Here is a 20,364-nt window from a genome sequence, read left to right as displayed (position 1 = left end):
GAGTTTCATGACTATGAGCTTCATGACTGCGAGCCCGCCGAAGCGATGAAACCCACACGCCTGTTTCTGACCTGGCTTGGCGTATTGCTGGCGCTGGACGTGCTGCTCGGCGCCGCGCGCGCCTACGGCCTGGCGGTCGCCGCCAGCCTGCAAGCGATTGCCTGGGGCCTGCTCCTGGCCCTATTGCTGCTGGCCATGCTGGACGCCTTCCGGCTCAGGCGCCTGCCTTTGCCCCAGCTCCGGCGCCAGTTGCCCGGCAGCCTGCCCCTGGGCCGCTGGAGCGAAGTGCGCCTGGAGGTTCGCCACGACTTTACCCAGCCGCTGACCCTGGAACTGTTCGATCATGTGCCGGATGGCCTGGGCTTCGAATACCTGCCGCAGTCGATGCTCCTGGAGCCGGGCCAGTCGCAGGCGCTGGGTTATCGGGTGCGTCCGCTCAAGCGCGGCCATTTCAACTTCGAGCGCTGCGAGATCAGCCTGCCCAGCCCGCTGGGCCTGTGGTCGGCGCGTCGGTTGCTGAAGCTCAACGACAGCACGCGCGTCTACCCGGATTTCGCCCGTCTCTACGGCGCCCGGCTGCTGGCCGTCGACAACTGGCTGAACCAGATCGGCGTACGGCAACAGCCGCGTCGTGGCCTGGGCCTGGAGTTCAACCAGCTGCGCGAGTTTCGCGAGGGCGACAGCCTGCGCCAGATCGACTGGAAAGCCACCGCCCGGCAACGCACGCCGATTGCCCGCGAGTACCAGGACGAACGCGACCAGCAGATCGTCTTCATGCTCGACTGCGGCCGACGCATGCGCAGCCAGGACGGTGAACTGGCGCATTTCGACCATGCGCTCAACGCCTGCCTGCTGCTCAGTTATGTCGCCTTGCGCCAGGGCGACGCGGTGGGCCTGAGCACCTTTGCCGGCGAACGCCGCCGCTACCTGGCGCCGGTCAAGGGCGCGGGCCAGTTGAGTGCCTTGCTCAACACTGTCTACGACCTGGACAGCAGCCAGCGCTGCGCCGACTTCCAGGCCGCCGCCAGCGAATTGCTGGCGCGCCAGAAACGCCGGGCCCTGGTGGTGCTGGTGACCAATCTGCGGGACGAGGACGACGAGGAACTGCTGACCGCGGTCAAGCGCCTCGGGCGCCAGCACCGGGTGCTAGTGGCCAGCCTGCGCGAGGAAGTCCTCGATCAGCTGCACCAGGCGCCCGTGCACAACCTGCCCGACGCCCTGACTTACTGCGGCACGATCAATTACCTGAATGCCCGTGCCGACCTGCATGAGCGCCTGAGCGCCCAGGGCGTTGCCCTGCTCGATGTGCGGCCGGGTGAACTGGGGGCGGAACTGGTGACCCGTTACCTCAGCTGGAAAAAGGCCGGGACGCTGTAACGGTCAGGCGGAAGTCTGCAACGGGTAGAAACTGAAGTAGCTGCGCAAGGCCGTCACCAGCTCGCGGTACTCGGGAGGCGAACGCAGCAGCACGAAGCCGGTGTCGTAATGATGGGGCGTGACATCTTCATGGCACCAGCGGCAGGAGGCAGTGATCTCGATCGATTGCAGCTGGCCGTCGCGGCCGGGCACCTGCAGGCGCAACTCGAAGTCGGCGCCGATCAGCATCGGCAACTGGCTGATCAACATGAAGCCGTCTTCGGAGACGTTGCCCAGATAACCGATGGGTCGATCGGTCAGCCGATTGAACACTTTCAAAAAACACGGCAACTGGTGCCGCTCGATCCGCCGGTCCGTGAACATGTCATGCATCGCTATTCAAGAAGGTCATTCAACATCGTCGCGCCGAGGACTGTCGGCCCCGGTCGGCTCATTTTAGAAACAATACTCTAAAACAGGCTCACAGATGTTAGCTCAAGGCTCATGCGGGATCAGCAATAGCCTGATGACGATTGTTACAACGCGGTCGGACGCGCTTGAGCGCTGCCGCGCGAAGGGAAATGCCCCAGTTGCTGCAGGGTTTCCAGGCGCGCGCGGGCGCGGTAGGCGTATTCGCTGTTGGGGTGCTCGGTGATGATGTACTGATAGGTCTGCGCCGCATCGAGGAACAGCTTCTGCCGCTCCAGGCACTGTCCGCGCAGCATCGATACCTCGGGCTGGATATAAGGGCGCGAGCGACTCGTGCGGTCGACCTGGCTCAGTTCGAGTATCACCCGTTCGCAGTTGCCGGCGTCATAGGCGCGGTAGGCGGTATTCAGATGATGGTCCATCGACCAGCGGGTACAGCCGACAACACTGACGGCCAGGGCAGCAATGAGCACGAATCGCATGGGGGTTCTCCTGTCTTGTGCACGTTATCGACCCGCGTTGGAAAATCTTCAGGAATGTTCGTTTAAAGAAACAAACGAATAAGTAGTGCAAACGAACAATGACTACAGCTGCGGACCATAGTAGCCTCTCGTTGCGCTTGAACTCAGGAGTCTTTGCATGTCCGTCCGTCGTACCAAAATCGTCGCTACCCTTGGCCCGGCCAGTAACTCGCCGGAAGTTCTCGAACAGCTGATTCTGGCTGGCCTGGACGTCGCCCGCCTGAACTTCTCCCACGGCACCCCGGACGAGCACAAGGCTCGCGCCAAGCTGGTGCGTGACCTGGCCGCCAAGCATGGCCGCTTCGTCGCGCTGCTGGGTGACCTGCAAGGCCCGAAGATCCGTATCGCCAAATTCGCCAACAAGCGCATCGAGCTGAAGATCGGTGACAAGTTCACCTTCTCCACCAGCCACCCGCTGACCGAAGGTAACCAGGACATCGTCGGCATCGACTATCCGGACCTGGTCAAGGACTGCGGCGTGGGCGACGAACTGCTGCTCGACGACGGCCGCGTGGTGATGCGCGTCGAAACCGCCACCAGCACCGAACTGCATTGCGTCGTGACCATCGGCGGCCCGCTGTCGGACCACAAGGGCATCAACCGTCGCGGTGGCGGCCTGACCGCCCCGGCCCTGACCGAAAAAGACAAGGCCGACATCAAGCTGGCCGCGGCCATGGACCTGGACTACCTGGCCGTGTCCTTCCCGCGCGACGCCGCGGACATGGAATACGCCCGCCAACTGCGCGACGAGGCCGGCGGCACCGCCTGGCTGGTGGCGAAGATCGAGCGCGCCGAAGCCGTGGCCAACGACGAAACCCTCGACGGCCTGATCAAGGCCTCCGACGCCGTGATGGTGGCCCGTGGTGACCTGGGCGTGGAAATCGGCGACGCCGAGCTGGTGGGCATCCAGAAGAAAATCATCCTGCACGCGCGTCGCCACAACAAGGCGGTGATCGTCGCGACCCAGATGATGGAGTCGATGATCCAGAACCCGATGCCGACCCGCGCCGAAGTGTCCGACGTGGCCAACGCCGTGCTCGACTACACCGACGCCGTGATGCTGTCCGCCGAATCCGCCGCTGGCGCCTACCCGCTCGAAGCGGTCCAGGCCATGGCGCGTATCTGTATCGGCGCGGAAAAGCACCCGACCAGCAAGACCTCCAGCCACCGCATCGGCAAGACCTTCGAGCGCTGCGACGAGAGCATTGCCCTGGCCACCATGTACACCGCCAACCACTTCCCGGGCGTTAAAGCGATCATCGCCTTGACTGAAAGCGGCTACACCCCGCTGATCATGTCGCGTATCCGCTCCTCGGTGCCGATCTACGCGTTCACCCCGCACCGCGAAGCCCAGGCCCGCACTGCGATGTTCCGTGGCGTCTACACCATCCCGTTCGACCCGGCATCCCTGCCGCCAAGCGAAGTCAGCCAGAAGGCCATCGACGAGCTGGTCAAGCGCGGCGTCGTGGAGAAAGGCGACTGGGTGATCCTGACCAAGGGCGACAGCTACCACACCACCGGCGGCACCAACGGCATGAAGATCCTGCACGTTGGCGACCCGATGGTCTGAGTCCCCCTGATGCAACAATAAAAAGCCCCGCAGTGAAGACTGCGGGGCTTTTTTATGGATCCTGCGAACCTGTAGGAGCAAGCGGGCGGCGATCCGACTTGCCCGCGATAGCTACACCGCGGTCCACCAGAAACAACGCGTTGCCCGCGATCGCGAGCAAGCTTCGTTCCTACAAGGCTGGAATCAGCCCTTGGCAAGAAACCCCGACAAGGCAGCCAGTGCTTCCGGCGAATGCAGGCGCTGGGTGAACAGGGTGCCCTCCTCCTCGATCACCTTGCGCAGTTGTTCGCGATCGGGCGTGCGCATCAGCTGCTTGCTGATCTGCACCGCCTGCGGCGCCAGCTTCTCGAAACGCAGCGCCATCTCCCGGGCCTTGTCCAGGGTCGCCACGCCATCGGCCAAGGCCAGGTTGGCAATGCCCCACTGCGCCGCCTGTTCACCGCTGAAACCTTCGCCCAGCAGCAACAGCTCCGCGGCTCTGGCCGGCCCGAGCAGGCGCGGCAGGATCAGGCTGGAACCGAACTCCGGGCACAAGCCGAGATTGACGAAAGGCATGCGCAAGCGGGCATCGCGGCTGACGTACACCAGGTCGCAATGCAGCAACAGGGTGGTGCCGATCCCCACGGCCGGGCCCGCGACCGCGGCGACCACCGGCTTGCGGCATTCGAACAGGCTGCGCATGAACTGGAAGACCGGGCTGTCGAGCCCGCTGGGCGGCTGCTGGAGGAAGTCGGCAATGTCGTTGCCGGCGGTAAAGCAGTCGCTGCTGCCGCTGATCAGTACCGCGCGGATCTCAGGGTCGGCGTCGGCTTGCCGCAGTCCTTCGGCCAACTGGCTGTACATGGCCCGGGTCAGGGCATTTTTCTTGTCCGGGCGGTTCAGACGCAGGGTCAGCAGCCCGCCCTCGCGTTCAAGCAGGATGGTATCGGTCATGGGGGTCTCGCTCAGGCCGGATCAGCGCTCAACCACGGGGCAGGAATACGTCGGCCAGCAGTTGATTGCGCGGCAGCCCCGCCAAATACAAGCGTCGGGCGAAGGCATCGACGCTGTCGGGGTGCCCGCAGAGTAAGGCCTGGGTTTGCCGCGAAACAAGCCGCAGTTGTGCCAAAGCCGCTGGCAGCTCGGTCGCGGTCCATAGCTCGACACTGAGGTTGGCGCGGCTCGCCGCCAGCGCCGCCAGAGGCTTGGCCAGGTAATGTTCGCTGGCGTCATGGGCCAGGTGAATGACGCGGATGGCGCCTTGATGATCCTGGCGCAAAGCCTCGCGCAGGATGCCGAACAAGGGCGCCAGCCCGGTGCCCGCCGCCAGCAGCCACAATGGCCGGGTTTGCCAGTCCGGGTCGTAATGCAGCGCCCCGCCGCGCAGCTCGCCCAGGCGCAAACCATCGCCGGGCTTGAGCTGGCGCGCCGCGTCGCTGAACTCGCCGGGCTGGCGGCAATCGAGGTGGAATTCGAGAAAACGGTCTTCGCCGGGCAGGCTCGCCAGCGAATACGGCCGCGCCACGCCGGAGGCCGTCCACAGCACCAGGTGCTGGCCGGCCTGATAACGCAGGTTGCGCTCCGGCTGCAAGCGCAGGCGCAGCACCGTGGCCGACAGCCAGTCGACGCCCACCACCTCGGCCGGCGCGCCATCGCGCAGCGGGTCGTAGGTTTCGACCCGCAGGTCCTCCACCACCTGACACTGGCAGGCCAGCCGCCAGCCGCGCTGGCGCTGATCGTCGCTCAGGGCATCGGGCCGGCTGTCGCTGGGCAGGCCCTCGACGCAGTGCACCAGGCAGGCGTGACAACTGCCGGCGCGGCAGCTGTAAGGCACCGCCACGCCAGCCTGATTCAAGGCATCGAGCAGATTGCTGCCGGCGGCCACCGACCACTGCCGCTCACCGACACGCAGCTCAGGCATCGATATTTTCCCAGGCCGCGGCGCAGCGGTTGCGCCCGTCGCGCTTGGCCCGGTACAGCGCCTGGTCGGCGCGTTGCAGAGCGTCGTCCAGATCGTCGCCCAGCTCCACCAGGGTCATCCCCACGGACAGGCTCAGGCCATGCACCTCGACCCCGATCAACTGGGCGTCCATGAAGGCCACGCGCAGACGCTCGCAGCAGGAGGTCAGGCGTTCGGGATCGCAATCGGGCAACAACATGACAAACTCCTCGCCGCCGTAGCGGGCCAATACATCGCCATCGCGCAAGCAGGCGCTGGCCACGGCGGCGAACGCCTGCAGCACCTGATCGCCGGCGGCATGGCCGTGCACGTCGTTGATCCGCTTGAAGTGATCGAGGTCGATCAGCGCCAGGCCATGCATCTGGTCCAGGCTCATCGCGTGCAGTTCGCGCGACGCCAGCCGCAGGAAATGCCGTCGATTGTACAGGCCGGTCAGTTCGTCGGTGGCGACCAGGTCTTCCAGTTGTCGCATCATGCCGCGCAAGGTGTCCTGGTGCGCCTGCAAGGCGAAGCGCCGTTGCCGCATGCGCTGTCGGGAAGCCTGCACATAGCTGGCATACAGGCACAGCCAGGCCAGCACCACGAACAGCACGCACACCTGCAGCACGGCGAGCATCGGATCGGCCAGGCGGAAGTGGTAGCCGTCCCACAGCGTGATCCCGGCAAAGCCGATGAAAATGCACAGGGCGCACCGCACGAAGGCCCGGCGCGGAAGGTGGAACAGGCCGAACAACAGCATCAGCGGATAGAACACCAGGAAGGTGCCGCGCGCGGTATCGAGGTGGGCCAGCATCCAGGTCTGCCAGCCGATGCCCAGGAGGATCTGGATCTCGGTCAGGCTCGGGTCGCGAAAGCGCAGGTTGCGCCCGGACACAAACAGCCAGAGCAGCACCGCCTGGCTCAGCACCACCAAGCCGGTATCGATCAGCGCCGAACGCAGCGGCGCCGAATAGTAGCCGCTGAAAATCGCCAGCCAGAGCAGCAGTAACGCCAGTCCATAGGTACCCGCCGCAAGAACGAAGCGCTTGAGTAAAAGACTCTGGATAGCGTTATGGGTCAATCGTTGACTCACCATGCGAAAGGGGGCTTTAAAGAGTTTCCTACCCTACAGGCCACTTGCCACTTTAGTGGTGTCGCCAAAAAATAACTATCCCATTTTTGTCCCCGCCCGGCGCCATCCCGCCCCGGGCCGCGCCTACCGTCATGCCTGGCGGCATCCCCGGCTGGCGTGTCCCGGGCATGCGACTTTGGTTTGACTGCCGGCGCGTGTGCCTGGCCCCGAGGCGCGGTATACTGCCGCGCCTTTTTAGCGTCGCGCCAGTGTGTCCGGCGTGCCTTGAAGGTGTTTGCAACCGACCGATGCACCCAAGCTGCAAGCACCTTATTAAATGTTCCCGTCTTTTAGAGGAGCGCGACTCATGACCGTGATCAAGCAAGACGACCTGATTCAGAGCGTTGCCGACGCCCTGCAATTCATTTCCTACTACCACCCCGTGGATTTCATCCAGGCGATGCACGAAGCCTACCTGCGCGAAGAATCGCCAGCGGCCCGTGACTCCATGGCGCAGATCCTGATCAACTCGCGCATGTGTGCCACCGGCCACCGCCCGATCTGCCAGGACACCGGTATCGTCACCGTATTCGTACGCGTGGGCATGGACGTGCGCTGGGACGGCGCGACCATGGGCCTGGACGACATGATCAACGAAGGCGTGCGTCGCGCTTACAACCTGCCGGAAAACGTCTTGCGGGCCTCGATCCTCGCCGACCCGGCGGGCGCTCGTAAAAACACCAAGGACAACACCCCGGCGGTCATCCACTACTCCATCGTTCCCGGCAACACCGTGGAAGTGGACGTGGCGGCCAAGGGCGGCGGTTCCGAGAACAAGTCGAAGATGGCCATGCTCAACCCGTCCGACTCGATCGTCGACTGGGTGCTGAAGACCGTTCCGACCATGGGCGCCGGCTGGTGCCCGCCGGGCATGCTCGGCATCGGCATCGGCGGCACCGCCGAGAAAGCCGCGGTGATGGCCAAGGAAGTGTTGATGGAATCCATCGACATCCACGAGCTGAAGGCCCGCGGCCCACAGAACCGTATCGAAGAGATGCGCCTGGAGCTGTTCGAGAAGGTCAACCAGCTGGGCATCGGCGCCCAGGGCCTGGGCGGCCTGACCACCGTGCTCGACGTGAAGATCATGGACTACCCGACCCACGCCGCCTCCCTGCCGGTGTGCATGATCCCGAACTGCGCCGCGACCCGTCACGCGCACTTCGTGCTCGACGGCTCGGGCCCTGCGTCCCTGGAAGCGCCACCTCTGGACGCCTACCCGGAAATCGTCTGGGAAGCCGGTCCGTCGGCCCGTCGCGTCAACCTCGACACCCTGACTCCGGAAGAAGTGCAGAGCTGGAAGCCGGGCGAAACCGTCCTGCTCAACGGCAAGATGCTCACCGGTCGCGACGCCGCGCACAAGCGCATGGTCGAGATGCTGAACAAGGGCGAAACCCTGCCGGTGGACCTCAAGGGTCGCTTCATCTACTACGTCGGCCCGGTCGATCCGGTCGGTGACGAAGTGGTGGGCCCGGCTGGCCCGACCACCGCGACGCGGATGGACAAGTTCACCCGCCAGATCCTCGAGCAGACTGGCCTCTTGGGCATGATCGGCAAGTCCGAGCGCGGCCCGACCGCGATCGAAGCGATCAAGGACAGCAAGGCCGTGTACCTGATGGCCGTCGGCGGCGCTGCCTACCTGGTGGCCCAGGCGATCAAGAAGTCCAAGGTCCTGGCCTTTGCCGAACTGGGCATGGAAGCGATCTACGAGTTCGAAGTCAAAGACATGCCGGTCACTGTCGCGGTCGACAGCAAAGGCGAGTCGGTGCACATCACCGGTCCTGCCATCTGGCAGAAAAAGATCAGTGAAAGCCTGGCGGTAGAAGTGCAGTAAGCGTTTCGGCCGGTCACCCAAGGCGGCGTTGCTCGATGAGCAGCGCCGCCTTTTTCATGCCTGCCCGGGCCAGGGCTGTCCACGATCAACGAAGCCTCGGACAGGCATGTTATCTTTCCTGCCCCTTTCAGCCTGCCCTTGACTCATGGTCCAGATCTCCCGCCCGCTGCGCTTGACCTTCTATACCCTGGTGATTCTGGCCGGCGCCGTGGTCAGCGCGACCTTCGCCATGCGCCATGCCGAACGTCAGGCGCTGGAAGACGATGCCGCCCGCGCCAGCGAGCAACTGGCGTTGTACGCCAACTCCCTGCATACCCTGATCGAGCGTTACCGCGCCCTGCCCGCCGTGCTGGCGCTGGACCCGGAACTGCGCTCGGCGCTCAAGGGCCCGGTCGGCCCGGAACAGCAGGGCGCCCTGAACCGCAAACTGGAACGGATCAACGGCGCCGCCCGCTCCTCCACCCTGGAACTGCTGGACCACACCGGCCTCGCCGTGGCCGCCAGCAACTGGCGCCTGCCCAGCAGCTACGTCGGGCACAACTACGGCTTTCGCCCCTACTTCAGCCAGACTCGCAGCCAGGGCAGCGGACGCTTCTATGCGGTGGGTGTCACCAGCGGCATTCCCGGCTATTTCCTCTCCAGCGCGGTCAAGGACGAGCAGGAACAGTTCCTCGGCGCCATGGTGGTGAAACTGGAGTTTCCCGAACTGGAGCGCGAATGGAGCCAGGGCAGCGACACCCTGCTGGTCAGCGATGCCCGTGGCATCGTGTTCATCGCCAACCAGCCGGGCTGGCGTTATCGCCAGTTGCGTCCGTTGTCGGACAGCGACCGCGCCGAACTCAAGGCCACCCGGCAGTACGACAAACAATTGCTGACCCCGCTCGAACACCGGCCACTGCGGCGCTTTGACGACAACAGTACGCTGACCCGGGTCGAGGGCCCGGACGGCAGCGTCGACTACCTGTGGGAGTCCCTGCCCCTGGCCACCGAAGGCTGGACCCTGCACCTGCTACGCCGCCCACAGATCGCCTTCGAAGACCGACGCAACGCTGGCCTGGCCGCCGCCGGCGCCTGGCTGACCCTGGTGTTCCTGCTGCTGTTCCTCAACCAGCGCTGGCGCCTGGCCAGGCTGCGCCAGCGCAGCCGCGAAGAGCTCGAACGCCTGGTCGAGGAACGCACCCGCGACCTGCGCACCGCCCAGGACGGCCTGGTGCAATCGGCCAAGCTGGCGGCCCTGGGGCAGATGTCCGCGGCCCTGGCCCACGAGATCAACCAGCCGCTGACCACCCAGCGCATGCAGCTGGCCACCCTGCGCCTGCTGCTCGATCACGGGCGGGTCGACGAGGCCTACCAGGCCCTGAAACCGCTGGACGACATGCTGACCCGCATGGCCAGCCTCACCGGCCACCTGAAAACCTTCGCCCGCAAGAGCCCCAGCGGCCTGCGTGAACGCCTGGACCTGGCGGCGGTGGTCGACCAGGCCCTGCAACTACTGGACACCCGGCTGCGCGACGAACAGGTCGACACGCGCCTGCAACTGACGCGCCCGGCCTGGGTGCGCGGCGATGCCATACGCTTGGAGCAGGTGCTGATCAACCTGCTGCGCAACGCCCTGGACGCCATGCACGACAAGCCCCTCAAGCACCTGGAAATCCGCCTCGAAGCCGACCAGCAGCTGTGGAACCTGAGCGTCATCGACAGCGGTGGCGGCATCGCCGAAGAACACCTGCCGAACGTCTTCGATCCGTTCTTCACCACCAAGCCGGTGGGCGACGGCCTGGGGCTGGGGCTGGCGGTGTCCTACGCTATCGTCCACGAACTGGGCGGGCGCCTGAGCGCCGGCAATCAAGGCCAGGGCGCGATCTTCACCCTGAGCCTGCCCATCGACCTGGAGGCGCATATCCCATGTTGAATTCGGTGATGCTGGTCGACGACGAAGCCAGTATTCGTACCGCCGTCGAACAATGGCTGAGCCTGTCGGGCTTCGAGGTGCAGCTGTTCAGCCGCGCCGAGGACTGCCTGGCCCGGCTGCCCAGGGACTTCCCCGGGGTGATCCTCAGCGACGTGCGCATGCCTGGCATCAGCGGCCTGGAGCTGCTCAAACAGGTGCAGCAATGCGACCCCGACCTGCCGGTGATCCTGCTGACTGGCCACGGCGACGTGCCGATGGCGGTGGAAGCGATGCGCGACGGCGCCTATGACTTCCTGGAAAAACCCTTCAGCCCGGAAACCCTGCTGAGCAGCCTGCGCCGGGCCCTGGACAAACGCAGCCTGGTACTGGAGAACCGGCGCCTGCACGAACAGGCCGATACCCGGGAGAAAATCGACTCCACCCTGCTCGGCGTATCCCGCGCCTTGCAGACCCTGCGGCGCCAGGTGGTGGACCTGGCCGCGCTGCCGGTCAACGTGCTGATCCGCGGCGAGACCGGCAGCGGCAAGGAACTGGTCGCCCGCTGCCTGCATGATTTCGGGCCGCGCGCCGACAAGCCCTTTGTCGCCCTGAACTGCGCGGCGATCCCCGAGCAGCTGTTCGAAGCCGAGCTGTTCGGCCATGAAAGCGGCGCCTTTACCGGTGCCCAGGGCAAGCGCATCGGCAAGCTGGAATACGCCGACGGCGGCACCCTGTTCCTCGACGAGATCGAAAGCATGCCGCTGGCCCAGCAGGTCAAGCTACTGCGGGTGCTGCAGGAACAGAAGCTCGAGCGACTGGGTTCCAACCAGAGCATTGCCGTGGATCTGCGGATCATTGCCGCGACCAAGCCGGACCTGCTGGACGAAGCCCGCGCCGGGCGCTTTCGCGAAGACCTGGCCTACCGCCTGAACGTCGCGCAGCTGCGCCTGCCGCCGCTGCGCGACCGGCGCGAGGACATTCCGCTGCTGTACGAACACTTCGCCCATGCCGCCGCCGAACGCCTGGGCCGCGGCGTCGCGCCCCTCAGCGGAGCGCAGTTGAGCCGCCTGCTCAGCCACGACTGGCCGGGCAACGTGCGCGAACTGGCCAACGTCGCCGAACGCCAGGTGCTCGGCCTGGGCGAGCCCGAGCCGGAAGCCATCGATCCCGGCCAGTCCCTGGCGGCGCAGCAGGAAGCCTTCGAGGCGCAATGCCTGCGGGCCGCGCTGACCCGGCACAAGGGCGATATCAAGGCGGTGCTCAATGAGCTGCAACTGCCGCGCCGCACCTTCAATGAAAAGATGCAGCGCCATGGGCTGGCGCGGGAGATGTTTCTCGGGGAGGAGTGAGGCCCGAGGTCCTATCGCGAGCAAGCTCGCTCCTACAGGGATCACCTAGCTTCTGTAGGAGCGAGCTTGCTCGCGAAGACGCCCTCAGCAACACCACCCTCATCGGCAACTTTCCGCTCACGCACCTTCGCCAATGAGCGGATTTCCGCTCATCGAATTCTCAAGACCCTTCTAAACCGGGCCTCTCGGTTCCTGGCACAGCTCCTGCTATAGCCCCTGCAGGCTGCGTTTCGGCGCGCTCCACAAAAACAATTAAATGAAGGATCCGTCATGGATAACTCGCAAACCCTGCCTCTTGGGGCGGCAGCTGCGCCTGCCAAAGAAAAGACCACTGCCAGTCGCCTGAAATCGATCTTCAGCGGTTCGGTCGGCAACATGGTCGAGTGGTACGACTGGTACGTCTACGCCGCCTTCTCCCTGTACTTCGCCAAAGTCTTCTTCCCCAAGGGCGACACCACCGCGCAACTGCTCAACACCGCTGCGATCTTCGCCGTGGGCTTCCTGATGCGTCCGATCGGCGGCTGGCTGATGGGGCTCTACGCTGACCGCAAGGGCCGCAAGGCCGCATTGATGGCCTCGGTACTGCTGATGTGCTTCGGCTCCCTGATCATCGCCCTGACTCCCGGCTATGAAACCATCGGCGTCGGCGCCCCGGTCCTGCTGGTCCTGGCGCGCCTGATGCAGGGCCTGTCGGTCGGCGGCGAATACGGCACCTCGGCCACCTACCTCAGCGAGATGGCGACCAAGGAACGTCGTGGCTTCTTCTCCAGCTTCCAGTACGTGACCCTGATCTCCGGCCAGCTCATCGCCCTGGCGGTGCTGATCGTGCTGCAGAACGTGCTGACCACCGAAGAGCTGCAATCCTGGGGCTGGCGCATTCCGTTCGGCATCGGCGCCCTGTGCGCGATCGTCGCGCTGTACCTGCGTCGCGGCATGGAAGAAACCGAGTCCTTCACCAAGAAGAAGGAAAAGCCGAAAGAAAGCCTGATGCGCACCCTGATGCGTCATCCGAAAGAGCTGATGACCGTGGTCGGCCTGACCATGGGCGGCACCCTGGCCTTCTACACCTACACCACCTACATGCAGAAATACCTGGTGAACACCGTCGGCATGAGCATCTCCGACTCCACCACCATTTCCGCGGCGACCCTGTTCCTGTTCATGTGCCTGCAGCCGGTGATCGGCGCGCTGTCGGACAAGATCGGCCGACGTCCGATCCTGATCGCCTTCGGCATCCTCGGCACTCTTTTCACCGTGCCGATCCTCACCACCCTGCACACCATCCAGAGCTGGTGGGGTGCGTTCTTCCTGATCATGGCGGCGCTGATCATCGTCAGCGGCTACACCTCGATCAACGCGGTGGTCAAGGCCGAGCTGTTCCCGACCGAGATCCGCGCCCTGGGCGTGGGCCTGCCCTACGCGCTGACTGTGTCGATCTTCGGCGGCACCGCCGAATACATCGCGCTGTGGTTCAAGAGCGTCGGCATGGAAACCGGTTACTACTGGTATGTCACCGCCTGCATCGCCGTGTCGCTGCTGGTCTACATCACCATGAAAGACACCCGCAAACACTCGCGGATCGAGACTGACTGACCGGCAAAAAAAGCGCGAGGGTGCAAGGCCCTCGCGCTGTGCTGTCAGGTAAAAACCCATCGCGAGCAAGCGTGCTTCTGTAGGAGCGAGCGGGCGGCAATCCGACTTGCCCCCGATCACCGCAACACCGCCCGCTCAACGATCAAGACCTGCCCTCCAGCTCACGTAGCAAGCCCTCCGGCATTCATCGCCACCAGCATTCCCGCCCCCGCCAATCAAACCGTTGATCACGATTTTTCGACGGCCCGGACAGGTTAATGATCGGTTAATGCCCTGCCCGCATCCTGCCTCCATCGAAATCGGTGTCGGCGCGTCAAACACGTAGAAGCAGCAAAGCGGCTTTATGCAGTGGTTCCTGACGCCACAAACATCGATTTAATAGATATTTTTAAGCACTTATTTGCGCTTTTTAATCAAATTAACTGGCGTAGTATCCATTTCACACCCACTGCACAAAACGTCAACGAACCTGGAGTGACCACCATGAAAAGCAAACTGATCCTCGCCCTGACCCTTTCCGTACTGGCTGCCAACACCTTCGCCGCCGATGGTTACGACCGCACTGGCTCGGCCACTTTCACCTCGGGCAGCTCGGCCAGCGCCAGCCTGGCTTCCGACGGTTTCGATCGTACCGGCACCGCCGCCGCTATCGCTGCCGATGGCTTCGACCACACTAGCACCGCAGGCGCAGTCGCCTCCGATGGCTTCGACCACACTGGCACCGCAGGCGCAGTCGCCTCCGATGGCTTCGATCACACCGGCACCGCTGGCGCAGTCGCCTCCGATGGTTTCGATCGCACCGGTACCGCTGACGCAATCGCTGCCGACGGCTTCGATCGCACCGGGACTGCCGCCGCTATCGGCTAACCCTCAGGGATGTCCCGCAGCCCGGCTTCGGCCGGGCTTAGTGTTTCTGGCCCGGGGAAAAACCGCGCGCCGCAAGCTGGCATTCACGTTCAATGGCTTGCACTATGGCGAGCTTCCCTCTTTGTCCGCGCAAGAGCCTGTCATGTCCGAAGACATTCATTACTACGAACCCGCCCAGGGCCACGGCCTGCCCCATGATCCGTTCAATGCCATCGTCGGCCCGCGGCCGATCGGCTGGATTTCCTCCCAGGACACGCAAGGCCGGCTGAACCTGGCGCCCTACAGTTTTTTCAACGCCTTCAATTACATTCCGCCGATCATCGGTTTCTCCAGCGTCGGTCGCAAAGACAGCCTGAACAACATCGAGCAGACCGGCGAGTTCGCCTGGAACCTCGCCACCCGCCCGCTGGCCGAGCAGATGAACCAGAGCTGCGCCGCCGTATCGGCCGAGGTCAATGAGTTCGAACTGGCGGGGCTGACGCCCGTGGCCTCGAAAGTGATTGCTGTGCCGCGGGTAGCCGAAAGCCCGGTGTCCTTCGAGTGCAAGGTCACCCAGATCATTCAACTGCAGCGCGTGGATCAGGAGTTGGTGCCCAGCTGGCTGATCCTCGGCGAAGTGGTCGCCGTGCATATCGCCAAGTGGCTGCTCAAGGATGGGATATACGACACCGCCGCGGCAGAACCGATTCTGCGCGGCGGCGGGCCGGCGGATTATTTCCAGCTGGGGCCAGAGGCCTTGTTCAAGATGTTCCGCCCGGGGGCGGTCAGGTAGTTTTTCAGATCAGATAGTTTTTCAGATCAGCAACCTGGATCAGGCCGTTGCCCAGGCCAGTTCGCCGTCTTCGTTCACGTCGATCAACTGCTCAAGCTTCTGCGCGGCAGCCTGGTCGGCGTCATGGGCGGTCTTGAATTTCTGGTCGTCCAGGATCTTGTGAAAGCGCGGTGCCCCTGAACCACCCAGGGCCTTGACCGCGATGGCGGCGCTGTAGCCCCCTTCACCTGGAACCACGGCGGAAACCGCTTCGTATGCTGCAAACTCTTTACGTGCCATGTTGCTGGTCCTGGCCAATGGAAAGTCGGCCATTCTAAACCCTCAGCTGGCCAGCTGGTGTACCGGTGCCCCGTTCAGTTGTGCGTATTCGCCTTCGGCCTGGGCCGCCGAGACGTCGCGGAAGGTATGGAAATCCAGGCTGTTGACCACCAGGTCCTGGACCAGCTCGGCGAATATCGCCATGGCCGGCGAACAGAAGTAATCGGTCATTGCCTGCTGGCTGCTCCAGAATCCGGAGACCAGCCACAAATCAGCGTCGCACTGCGAATGCTGCAAGGCGAACTGCAGGCAACCTGTGGCCTGGCGGGATGGTTCGATCAGGCTGCTCAAGCGAGCACCCAGCTCGGTTGAACGACCGGCGCGGGCGCGAACGAATGCCATGTGGCTGACGGGAATATGCGTGGACATGTGCGACCCTCCCAGGGTGGTGTCGAGGCAGCCATGGGACGGGCTGCGACAGGATCCAAGATTAAGCGTCCGGCGCAACGGCCGTTAGTCGATTCCTGCCAGCGCATTGCACAATCCTGCGAATCTGGCTGGACAACACCGAGGCCGGACCTGGCTGCGGAAAAAAACCACAACGTTGTTTCAAGCAAGTGACAGCCCGCGTGCAGGACCCGGCTCTGCTCACACGCGCACGCGCGGCAGGATCAGGCAAGATTTACGCAGGATTCGCCTACCCCTGGCGCTTGCACAAATTTAAGCTGTGGCCATTCGCAATCTTCCCGGAGGGGCCTTCATGTCATCGCTCGAAACCCAGCAGCCGCCACTGGATGCGGAGATGGAAAAACAGCGGGCGGAGCTGGCCGGGATCATTGCGCGCAACACCGGCGAAGACGGCAGCTACGCCACGGCGATCCAGTCGCTGTTCGTCTCGCGCTACAGCCACTCCCACGATTTCGCCTCGGTGCTGGCCCAGCCGGCCCTGTGCATCATGGCCCAGGGTCGCAAGGAAGTACGGCTGGCCGACGAGGAGTTCAACTACGACCCGCTCAACTACCTGGTGGTCTCGGTTTCCATGCCGTTGAGCGGGCGTCTGGCCGATGTCTCGCCGCTGGAACCGGTCCTGGCCCTGCGCCTGGACATCGACCCGGCCGAGATCAGCACGCTGATCGCCGATGCCGGGCCGCTGGGGGTGCCGAACCGTCCGGTCGGCCGCGGCCTGTATGTGGAGCGCCTGGATACGCCGATGCTCGACGCCGTGCTGCGCCTGACCCGCCTGCTGGATACGCCCAAAGACATCGCCATGCTCGCGCCGCTGATTCGTCGGGAGATTCTCTACCGGCTGCTGCGCAGCCCCCAGGGCCACCGGCTGTATGAGATTGCCATCGCCAACAGCCAGGGCCATCGGGTCAGCCAGGCCATCAAATGGCTGAACAGCAACTACGAGCAACCGCTGCGCATCGACGATCTGGCGCGCGGGGTGAACCTCAGCGTGTCGACTCTGCACCACCGCTTCAAGGCCATGACCGCCATGAGCCCCTTGCAGTATCAGAAGCAATTGCGCCTGCAGGAAGCCCGGCGCCTGATGCTGACCGAGGGGCTGGAGGCGTCCGCTGCCGGTTACCGGGTCGGCTACGAAAGCCCTTCGCAGTTCAGCCGCGAATACAGCCGCCAGTTCGGCGCCCCGCCGCTGCGGGACATGGCGCGCCTGCGCAGCAGCGTCCGATAAGCGCAATCACCGAAACTGAAGACCCCATGCCTCCTGGCCAGGTATGGGGCATTTTTTGCGCGGCTCAGCGCGCGCGAACCACGTGCTTGATCTCCTGGAATGCCTGCAATCCCCAAGGCCCCAGCTCGCGGCCGATGCTGCTCTGCTTGTAGCCGCCCCAGGCGGTCTGCGGGAAGATCACCTGCGGTGCGTTGATCCACACCAGCCCGGCCTGCAAGGCATTGGCGACCCGCTCGGCGTTCTCTACATCGCTGCCGACCACACTGGCCACCAGGCCGAATTCGCTGTCATTGGCCAGCGCGATGGCCTCGGCCTCGCTGACGAAACTGCGCACGCAGAGCACCGGGCCAAAGATCTCCTCACGCCACAGCGCGCTGTCGAGGGGCACTTCGGTGAAGATGGTCGGCCGGACAAAAAAGCCGCGCGCGCGGTCCGCCGGACGCTCGCCACCACATACCAGCCTGGCCCCGGCACTCAGCCCGCGATCGATATGGCCGAGCACTCGCTGGTATTGCGCCTGGTTGACCAGCGCGCCCATCTCCACGTCAGGATCGAAAGGATCCGTCACCCGAATCGCCTCGGCCCGCGCCTTGAGGCGCAGCAGGAACTCGTCCGCCAGTTCGTCGGCCACCAGCACCCGGCTGGTGGCGGAGCACATCTGCCCGGCGTTGAAAAAACCGCCGCCGCAGGCCAGCTCCACCGCCAGTTCGAGATCGGCATCCGCCAGCACCAGCAGCGAAGATTTGCCGCCCAGTTCCAGGCTCACGCCCTTGACCGTCTCCGCCGCGCGCTGCATGACCTGGACCCCGACCGCATTGCTGCCGGTGAAGGAAATCTTCGCCACCCGCGGATCGGCCGCCAGCGGCGCACCCACCGCCAGCCCGGTGCCGCAGACCAGGTTGAACACACCCTTGGGCAAGCCGCTCCGGGCAATGATCGCCGCCAGTTCCAGCTCCGGCAGCGGGGTGACTTCCGAGGGCTTGAGCACCACGCTGCAACCGGCGGCCAGGGCCGGCGCGAGCTTCCAGGCGGTGGTGACCATCGGGAAATTCCACGGCACGATCAAGCCGACCACACCACAGGGTTCACGCCGTACACGGGCGCTGAAATCATCGCTGGGCAACGGCACGTCGCGATCCTGGGCGGCGTCCAGGCCCTCGGCCAGCCCCGCGTAGTACTCGAAGGTGGCAATCACATCATCGACGTCGATGGCCGCTTCGAATTGCGGCTTGCCGTTATTGCTCGACTGCAGATGCATCAGGCGCTCACGGCGCTCGGCGACACCGGCGGCGATCCGCCGCAACACCGCGCCACGCTCGGCACCGCTGGCCGCGGCCCACTGCACCAGCCCGGCCTGGGCGGCCGTTACCGCCTGCTCGACGCTATGCCGGTCGCCACCACCGACCAGCGCCAACGGCTCTTCGGTGGAGGGATTGATCACCGGCAACAGCTCGCTGCCAGCACGCCACTGACCGTCGATGTAGAGGCCGTTCAACAGGTTTGCCTGACTCATGCCTGCACCGCCCGCATCCAGCCGGCCTGGTCGATTTCGATCAGGGTCGGTCCCTGGCGATCGCTGGCCGCGCGCAGCGCATCGCGCAATCCGTCGACGCTGTCGATGGCCTCGGCAGCGCAGCCCAGGGCCTTGGCCACGCCGATGAAGTCCGGCGTGTAGATGTCCACGCCCACCGGCTCGATGTCGCGGTTGACCATGTATTTCTTGATCTCTTCATAGCCCTGGTTATTCCACAGCAGCACGATGACCGGCGTGCGCGCTTCCACCGCGCAGGCCAGTTCCGACAGGGTGAACTGCAGGCCGCCATCGCCGATCAGGCACGCCACCGGGCCCCGGGCATGGCGCTCGGAAGCGCCGCCGAGCCAGGCGCCGATCGCCGCCGGCAAGGCATAACCCAAGGTGCCGTAGCCGGTCGAGGAGTTGAACCAGCGGCGCGGACGCTCGGGGTTGAAGGTCAGGTTGCCGCTGTACACCGGCTGCGTGGAGTCGCCGACGATGACGATCTCCGGCAACTCCTGCACTAGGGTTTCGAGGAGCCGCGTCTGCGCCCGGGTCGGCGCGTCCCACTGCAGCTCCAGTGCGTTGCGCAAGGCAGCGGCGCGGACCGTGCCCCAGGCACTATCGCGCTCGCTCAGCGATTGTTTGCCCAGCTCGGCCAGCAAGGCTTCGGTTGCGCTGTGCGCGTCGGCCACCAGCGCCACTTTCGGCGGATAGTTGCGCACGGTCTGGTCAGGGTCGATGTCGATGCGCAGCAGGGCGCCCGGAATCTCGAAGCCACCGGCGAAAGTCACGTCGTAGTCGGTTTCGGCCAGTTCGGTGCCGATGGCCAGGACTACGTCGGCATCGGCCACCAGGGCGCGGGTCGCCACCAGCGACTGGGTCGAGCCGATCAGCAACGGGTGCCGCGACGGCAGCATACCCTTGGCATTGATGGTCAGGGCCACGGGGGCCTGGAGCAATTCGGCGAGGCGGGTCAGGGATGCAGCGGCATCGATCGCGCCGCCACCGGCGAGGATCAGCGGGCGCCGGGCGCCCGCCAGCAACTGGCTCATCCGGGCAACCGCGGCGGGCGCGGCGCCGGCCCGGGCGATGCTCACCGGCTCGCTGTCGAGCAGCTCATCGGCCTCCTCCACCAGCACATCGAGGGGGATCTCGATGTGCACCGGCCGCGGGCGACCGGCCTGGAACAACGCGAAGGCGCGGGCCAGCACGCCCGGCAGTTCCGCCGCCGACATCAGGGTATGGGAGAAGGCCGCCACGCCGCCCACCAGGGCGCCCTGGTTCGGCAGCTCGTGCAGCTTGCCGCGACCGCCGCCGAGCTGGTTGCGCGACTGCACGCTGGAGATCACCAGCATCGGAATCGAGTCGGCATAGGCCTGGCCCATGGCGGTGGTGATGTTGGTCATCCCCGGGCCGGTGATGATGAAGCACACCCCCGGCTTGCCGCTGGTGCGGGCATAACCGTCGGCCATGAATCCGGCGCCCTGCTCGTGACGCGGCGTGACATGCCGGATGCGCGAACGGGCCAGGCCGCGATACAGCTCGACGGTATGCACCCCGGGAATGCCGAAGACCTGCTCGACGCCATAACCTTCGAGTAACTTGACCAACACTTCGCCGCACGTCGCCATGTCTTGCCCTTCTTGTTCGCTTGAGACGGTGTGCCTG

General features: G+C 64.8%; 18 protein-coding genes. 9 read left to right on the top strand and 9 right to left on the bottom strand.

Going from position 1 to position 20,364, the window contains the following annotated elements; genetic code table 11:
• Positions 1–45 precede the first annotated feature (45 nt).
• Positions 46–1,377, top strand: coding sequence for a DUF58 domain-containing protein (locus PVZ80_RS31770; RefSeq protein ID WP_273865006.1), 1,332 nt, complete (start codon positions 46–48; stop codon positions 1,375–1,377).
• A 3-nt stretch (positions 1,378–1,380) separates the two neighbouring features.
• On the opposite strand, the gene PVZ80_RS31765 is transcribed toward PVZ80_RS31770, so the two are convergent.
• Both PVZ80_RS31765 and PVZ80_RS31760 read right to left on the bottom strand, forming a co-directional pair.
• Positions 1,381–1,740, bottom strand: coding sequence for a PilZ domain-containing protein (locus PVZ80_RS31765; protein ID WP_009050497.1), 360 nt, complete (start codon positions 1,738–1,740; stop codon positions 1,381–1,383).
• A 152-nt stretch (positions 1,741–1,892) separates the two neighbouring features.
• Positions 1,893–2,267, bottom strand: coding sequence for a tetratricopeptide repeat protein (locus tag PVZ80_RS31760; RefSeq protein ID WP_009050498.1), 375 nt, complete (start codon positions 2,265–2,267; stop codon positions 1,893–1,895).
• Between the two features lie 157 nt (positions 2,268–2,424).
• Between PVZ80_RS31760 and pyk the strand changes: the two genes are divergently transcribed.
• Positions 2,425–3,876 carry a pyruvate kinase gene (gene pyk / locus PVZ80_RS31755; RefSeq protein ID WP_009050499.1) on the top strand — a complete coding sequence of 484 codons (1,452 nt, stop codon included), beginning with the start codon at positions 2,425–2,427 and terminating at the stop codon, positions 3,874–3,876.
• Between the two features lie 183 nt (positions 3,877–4,059).
• Here pyk and PVZ80_RS31750 read toward each other — a convergent pair whose 3' ends face one another.
• Genes PVZ80_RS31750 through PVZ80_RS31740 form a run of 3 tightly spaced genes read right to left on the bottom strand, consistent with a single transcriptional unit; the run spans position 4,060 to position 6,875 of the window.
• Positions 4,060–4,809: an enoyl-CoA hydratase-related protein gene (locus PVZ80_RS31750; RefSeq protein WP_038634708.1), complete on the bottom strand. Its 750-nt coding sequence runs from the start codon at positions 4,807–4,809 to the stop codon at positions 4,060–4,062.
• A 28-nt stretch (positions 4,810–4,837) separates the two neighbouring features.
• The gene (locus PVZ80_RS31745; RefSeq protein ID WP_009050501.1) at positions 4,838–5,776 is read right to left on the bottom strand and encodes an iron-sulfur-binding ferredoxin reductase; all 939 of its coding nucleotides are present in this window, start codon (positions 5,774–5,776) and stop codon (positions 4,838–4,840) included.
• Positions 5,769–6,875 (bottom strand): GGDEF domain-containing protein, encoded by a 1,107-nt coding sequence (locus tag PVZ80_RS31740; protein WP_028683253.1) that lies wholly within the window; start codon positions 6,873–6,875, stop codon positions 5,769–5,771. The genes PVZ80_RS31745 and PVZ80_RS31740 overlap by 8 nt, the downstream gene beginning before the upstream one ends.
• A gap of 358 nt (positions 6,876–7,233) precedes the next feature.
• On the opposite strand from PVZ80_RS31740, the gene PVZ80_RS31735 reads away from it, so the two are divergent.
• The 6 genes from PVZ80_RS31735 (at position 7,234) to PVZ80_RS31710 (ending at position 15,229) form a co-directional block, all read left to right on the top strand.
• Positions 7,234–8,757: a fumarate hydratase gene (locus PVZ80_RS31735; RefSeq protein ID WP_085714470.1), complete on the top strand. Its 1,524-nt coding sequence runs from the start codon at positions 7,234–7,236 to the stop codon at positions 8,755–8,757.
• Between the two features lie 145 nt (positions 8,758–8,902).
• Positions 8,903–10,669 carry an ATP-binding protein gene (locus tag PVZ80_RS31730; RefSeq protein WP_273865005.1) on the top strand — a complete coding sequence of 589 codons (1,767 nt, stop codon included), beginning with the start codon at positions 8,903–8,905 and terminating at the stop codon, positions 10,667–10,669.
• A complete protein-coding gene (locus PVZ80_RS31725) occupies positions 10,663–11,997 on the top strand; it encodes a sigma-54-dependent transcriptional regulator (RefSeq protein ID WP_273865004.1) in 1,335 nt (444 codons plus the stop codon). The genes PVZ80_RS31730 and PVZ80_RS31725 overlap by 7 nt, the downstream gene beginning before the upstream one ends.
• Before the next feature lie 270 nt (positions 11,998–12,267).
• Positions 12,268–13,590 carry an MFS transporter gene (locus PVZ80_RS31720; protein WP_273865003.1) on the top strand — a complete coding sequence of 441 codons (1,323 nt, stop codon included), beginning with the start codon at positions 12,268–12,270 and terminating at the stop codon, positions 13,588–13,590.
• A gap of 483 nt (positions 13,591–14,073) precedes the next feature.
• Positions 14,074–14,457, top strand: a complete 384-nt coding sequence (locus PVZ80_RS31715; protein WP_273865002.1) for a hypothetical protein — start codon at positions 14,074–14,076, stop codon at positions 14,455–14,457.
• Positions 14,458–14,599: 142 nt separating this feature from the next.
• Entirely contained in the window at positions 14,600–15,229 is a 630-nt protein-coding gene (locus PVZ80_RS31710) for a flavin reductase family protein (protein ID WP_038634717.1), read from the top strand.
• 39 nt (positions 15,230–15,268) lie between these two features.
• On the opposite strand, the gene PVZ80_RS31705 is transcribed toward PVZ80_RS31710, so the two are convergent.
• Together PVZ80_RS31705 and PVZ80_RS31700 are read right to left on the bottom strand one after the other, a co-directional pair.
• The gene (locus PVZ80_RS31705; protein ID WP_009050509.1) at positions 15,269–15,541 is read right to left on the bottom strand and encodes a hypothetical protein; all 273 of its coding nucleotides are present in this window, start codon (positions 15,539–15,541) and stop codon (positions 15,269–15,271) included.
• A gap of 9 nt (positions 15,542–15,550) precedes the next feature.
• Positions 15,551–15,916, bottom strand: coding sequence for an antibiotic biosynthesis monooxygenase family protein (locus PVZ80_RS31700; RefSeq protein ID WP_009050510.1), 366 nt, complete (start codon positions 15,914–15,916; stop codon positions 15,551–15,553).
• Between the two features lie 331 nt (positions 15,917–16,247).
• Between PVZ80_RS31700 and PVZ80_RS31695 the strand changes: the two genes are divergently transcribed.
• On the top strand, positions 16,248–17,180 hold the full coding sequence (locus PVZ80_RS31695) for an AraC family transcriptional regulator (protein ID WP_009050511.1): 933 nt from the start codon (positions 16,248–16,250) through the stop codon (positions 17,178–17,180).
• A 64-nt stretch (positions 17,181–17,244) separates the two neighbouring features.
• Here the strand turns inward: PVZ80_RS31695 and PVZ80_RS31690 are convergent, their stop codons facing one another.
• Positions 17,245–18,693 (bottom strand): aldehyde dehydrogenase family protein, encoded by a 1,449-nt coding sequence (locus tag PVZ80_RS31690; RefSeq protein ID WP_273865001.1) that lies wholly within the window; start codon positions 18,691–18,693, stop codon positions 17,245–17,247.
• Positions 18,690–20,327, bottom strand: coding sequence for a 5-guanidino-2-oxopentanoate decarboxylase (locus tag PVZ80_RS31685; RefSeq protein WP_009050513.1), 1,638 nt, complete (start codon positions 20,325–20,327; stop codon positions 18,690–18,692). The genes PVZ80_RS31690 and PVZ80_RS31685 overlap by 4 nt, the downstream gene beginning before the upstream one ends.
• Between the last annotated feature and the right edge of the window lie 37 nt (positions 20,328–20,364).

This window comes from Pseudomonas sp. B3G-3, from assembly GCF_028640915.1.
In the GTDB taxonomy this organism is placed as follows: Bacteria; Pseudomonadota; Gammaproteobacteria; order Pseudomonadales; family Pseudomonadaceae; genus Aquipseudomonas; species Aquipseudomonas chlororaphis_I.
The sequence above is the reverse complement of the archived record's forward strand: the minus strand, read 5'-3'. Positions and strand labels throughout refer to the sequence as shown.

What these genes read in the sequence shown, in the direction of transcription:
- PVZ80_RS31770 (WP_273865006.1), top strand. Translation starts at nt 46, where the DNA reads ATGAAACCCACACGCCTGTTTCTGACCTGGCTTGGCGTATTGCTGGCG.
- PVZ80_RS31765 (WP_009050497.1), bottom strand. Translation starts at nt 1,740, where the DNA reads ATGTTCACGGACCGGCGGATCGAGCGGCACCAGTTGCCGTGTTTTTTG.
- PVZ80_RS31760 (WP_009050498.1), bottom strand. Translation starts at nt 2,267, where the DNA reads ATGCGATTCGTGCTCATTGCTGCCCTGGCCGTCAGTGTTGTCGGCTGT.
- pyk (WP_009050499.1), top strand. Translation starts at nt 2,425, where the DNA reads ATGTCCGTCCGTCGTACCAAAATCGTCGCTACCCTTGGCCCGGCCAGT.
- PVZ80_RS31750 (WP_038634708.1), bottom strand. Translation starts at nt 4,809, where the DNA reads ATGACCGATACCATCCTGCTTGAACGCGAGGGCGGGCTGCTGACCCTG.
- PVZ80_RS31745 (WP_009050501.1), bottom strand. Translation starts at nt 5,776, where the DNA reads ATGCCTGAGCTGCGTGTCGGTGAGCGGCAGTGGTCGGTGGCCGCCGGC.
- PVZ80_RS31735 (WP_085714470.1), top strand. Translation starts at nt 7,234, where the DNA reads ATGACCGTGATCAAGCAAGACGACCTGATTCAGAGCGTTGCCGACGCC.
- PVZ80_RS31730 (WP_273865005.1), top strand. Translation starts at nt 8,903, where the DNA reads ATGGTCCAGATCTCCCGCCCGCTGCGCTTGACCTTCTATACCCTGGTG.
- PVZ80_RS31725 (WP_273865004.1), top strand. Translation starts at nt 10,663, where the DNA reads ATGTTGAATTCGGTGATGCTGGTCGACGACGAAGCCAGTATTCGTACC.
- PVZ80_RS31720 (WP_273865003.1), top strand. Translation starts at nt 12,268, where the DNA reads ATGGATAACTCGCAAACCCTGCCTCTTGGGGCGGCAGCTGCGCCTGCC.
- PVZ80_RS31715 (WP_273865002.1), top strand. Translation starts at nt 14,074, where the DNA reads ATGAAAAGCAAACTGATCCTCGCCCTGACCCTTTCCGTACTGGCTGCC.
- PVZ80_RS31710 (WP_038634717.1), top strand. Translation starts at nt 14,600, where the DNA reads ATGTCCGAAGACATTCATTACTACGAACCCGCCCAGGGCCACGGCCTG.
- PVZ80_RS31705 (WP_009050509.1), bottom strand. Translation starts at nt 15,541, where the DNA reads ATGGCCGACTTTCCATTGGCCAGGACCAGCAACATGGCACGTAAAGAG.
- PVZ80_RS31700 (WP_009050510.1), bottom strand. Translation starts at nt 15,916, where the DNA reads ATGTCCACGCATATTCCCGTCAGCCACATGGCATTCGTTCGCGCCCGC.
- PVZ80_RS31695 (WP_009050511.1), top strand. Translation starts at nt 16,248, where the DNA reads ATGTCATCGCTCGAAACCCAGCAGCCGCCACTGGATGCGGAGATGGAA.
- PVZ80_RS31690 (WP_273865001.1), bottom strand. Translation starts at nt 18,693, where the DNA reads ATGAGTCAGGCAAACCTGTTGAACGGCCTCTACATCGACGGTCAGTGG.
- PVZ80_RS31685 (WP_009050513.1), bottom strand. Translation starts at nt 20,327, where the DNA reads ATGGCGACGTGCGGCGAAGTGTTGGTCAAGTTACTCGAAGGTTATGGC.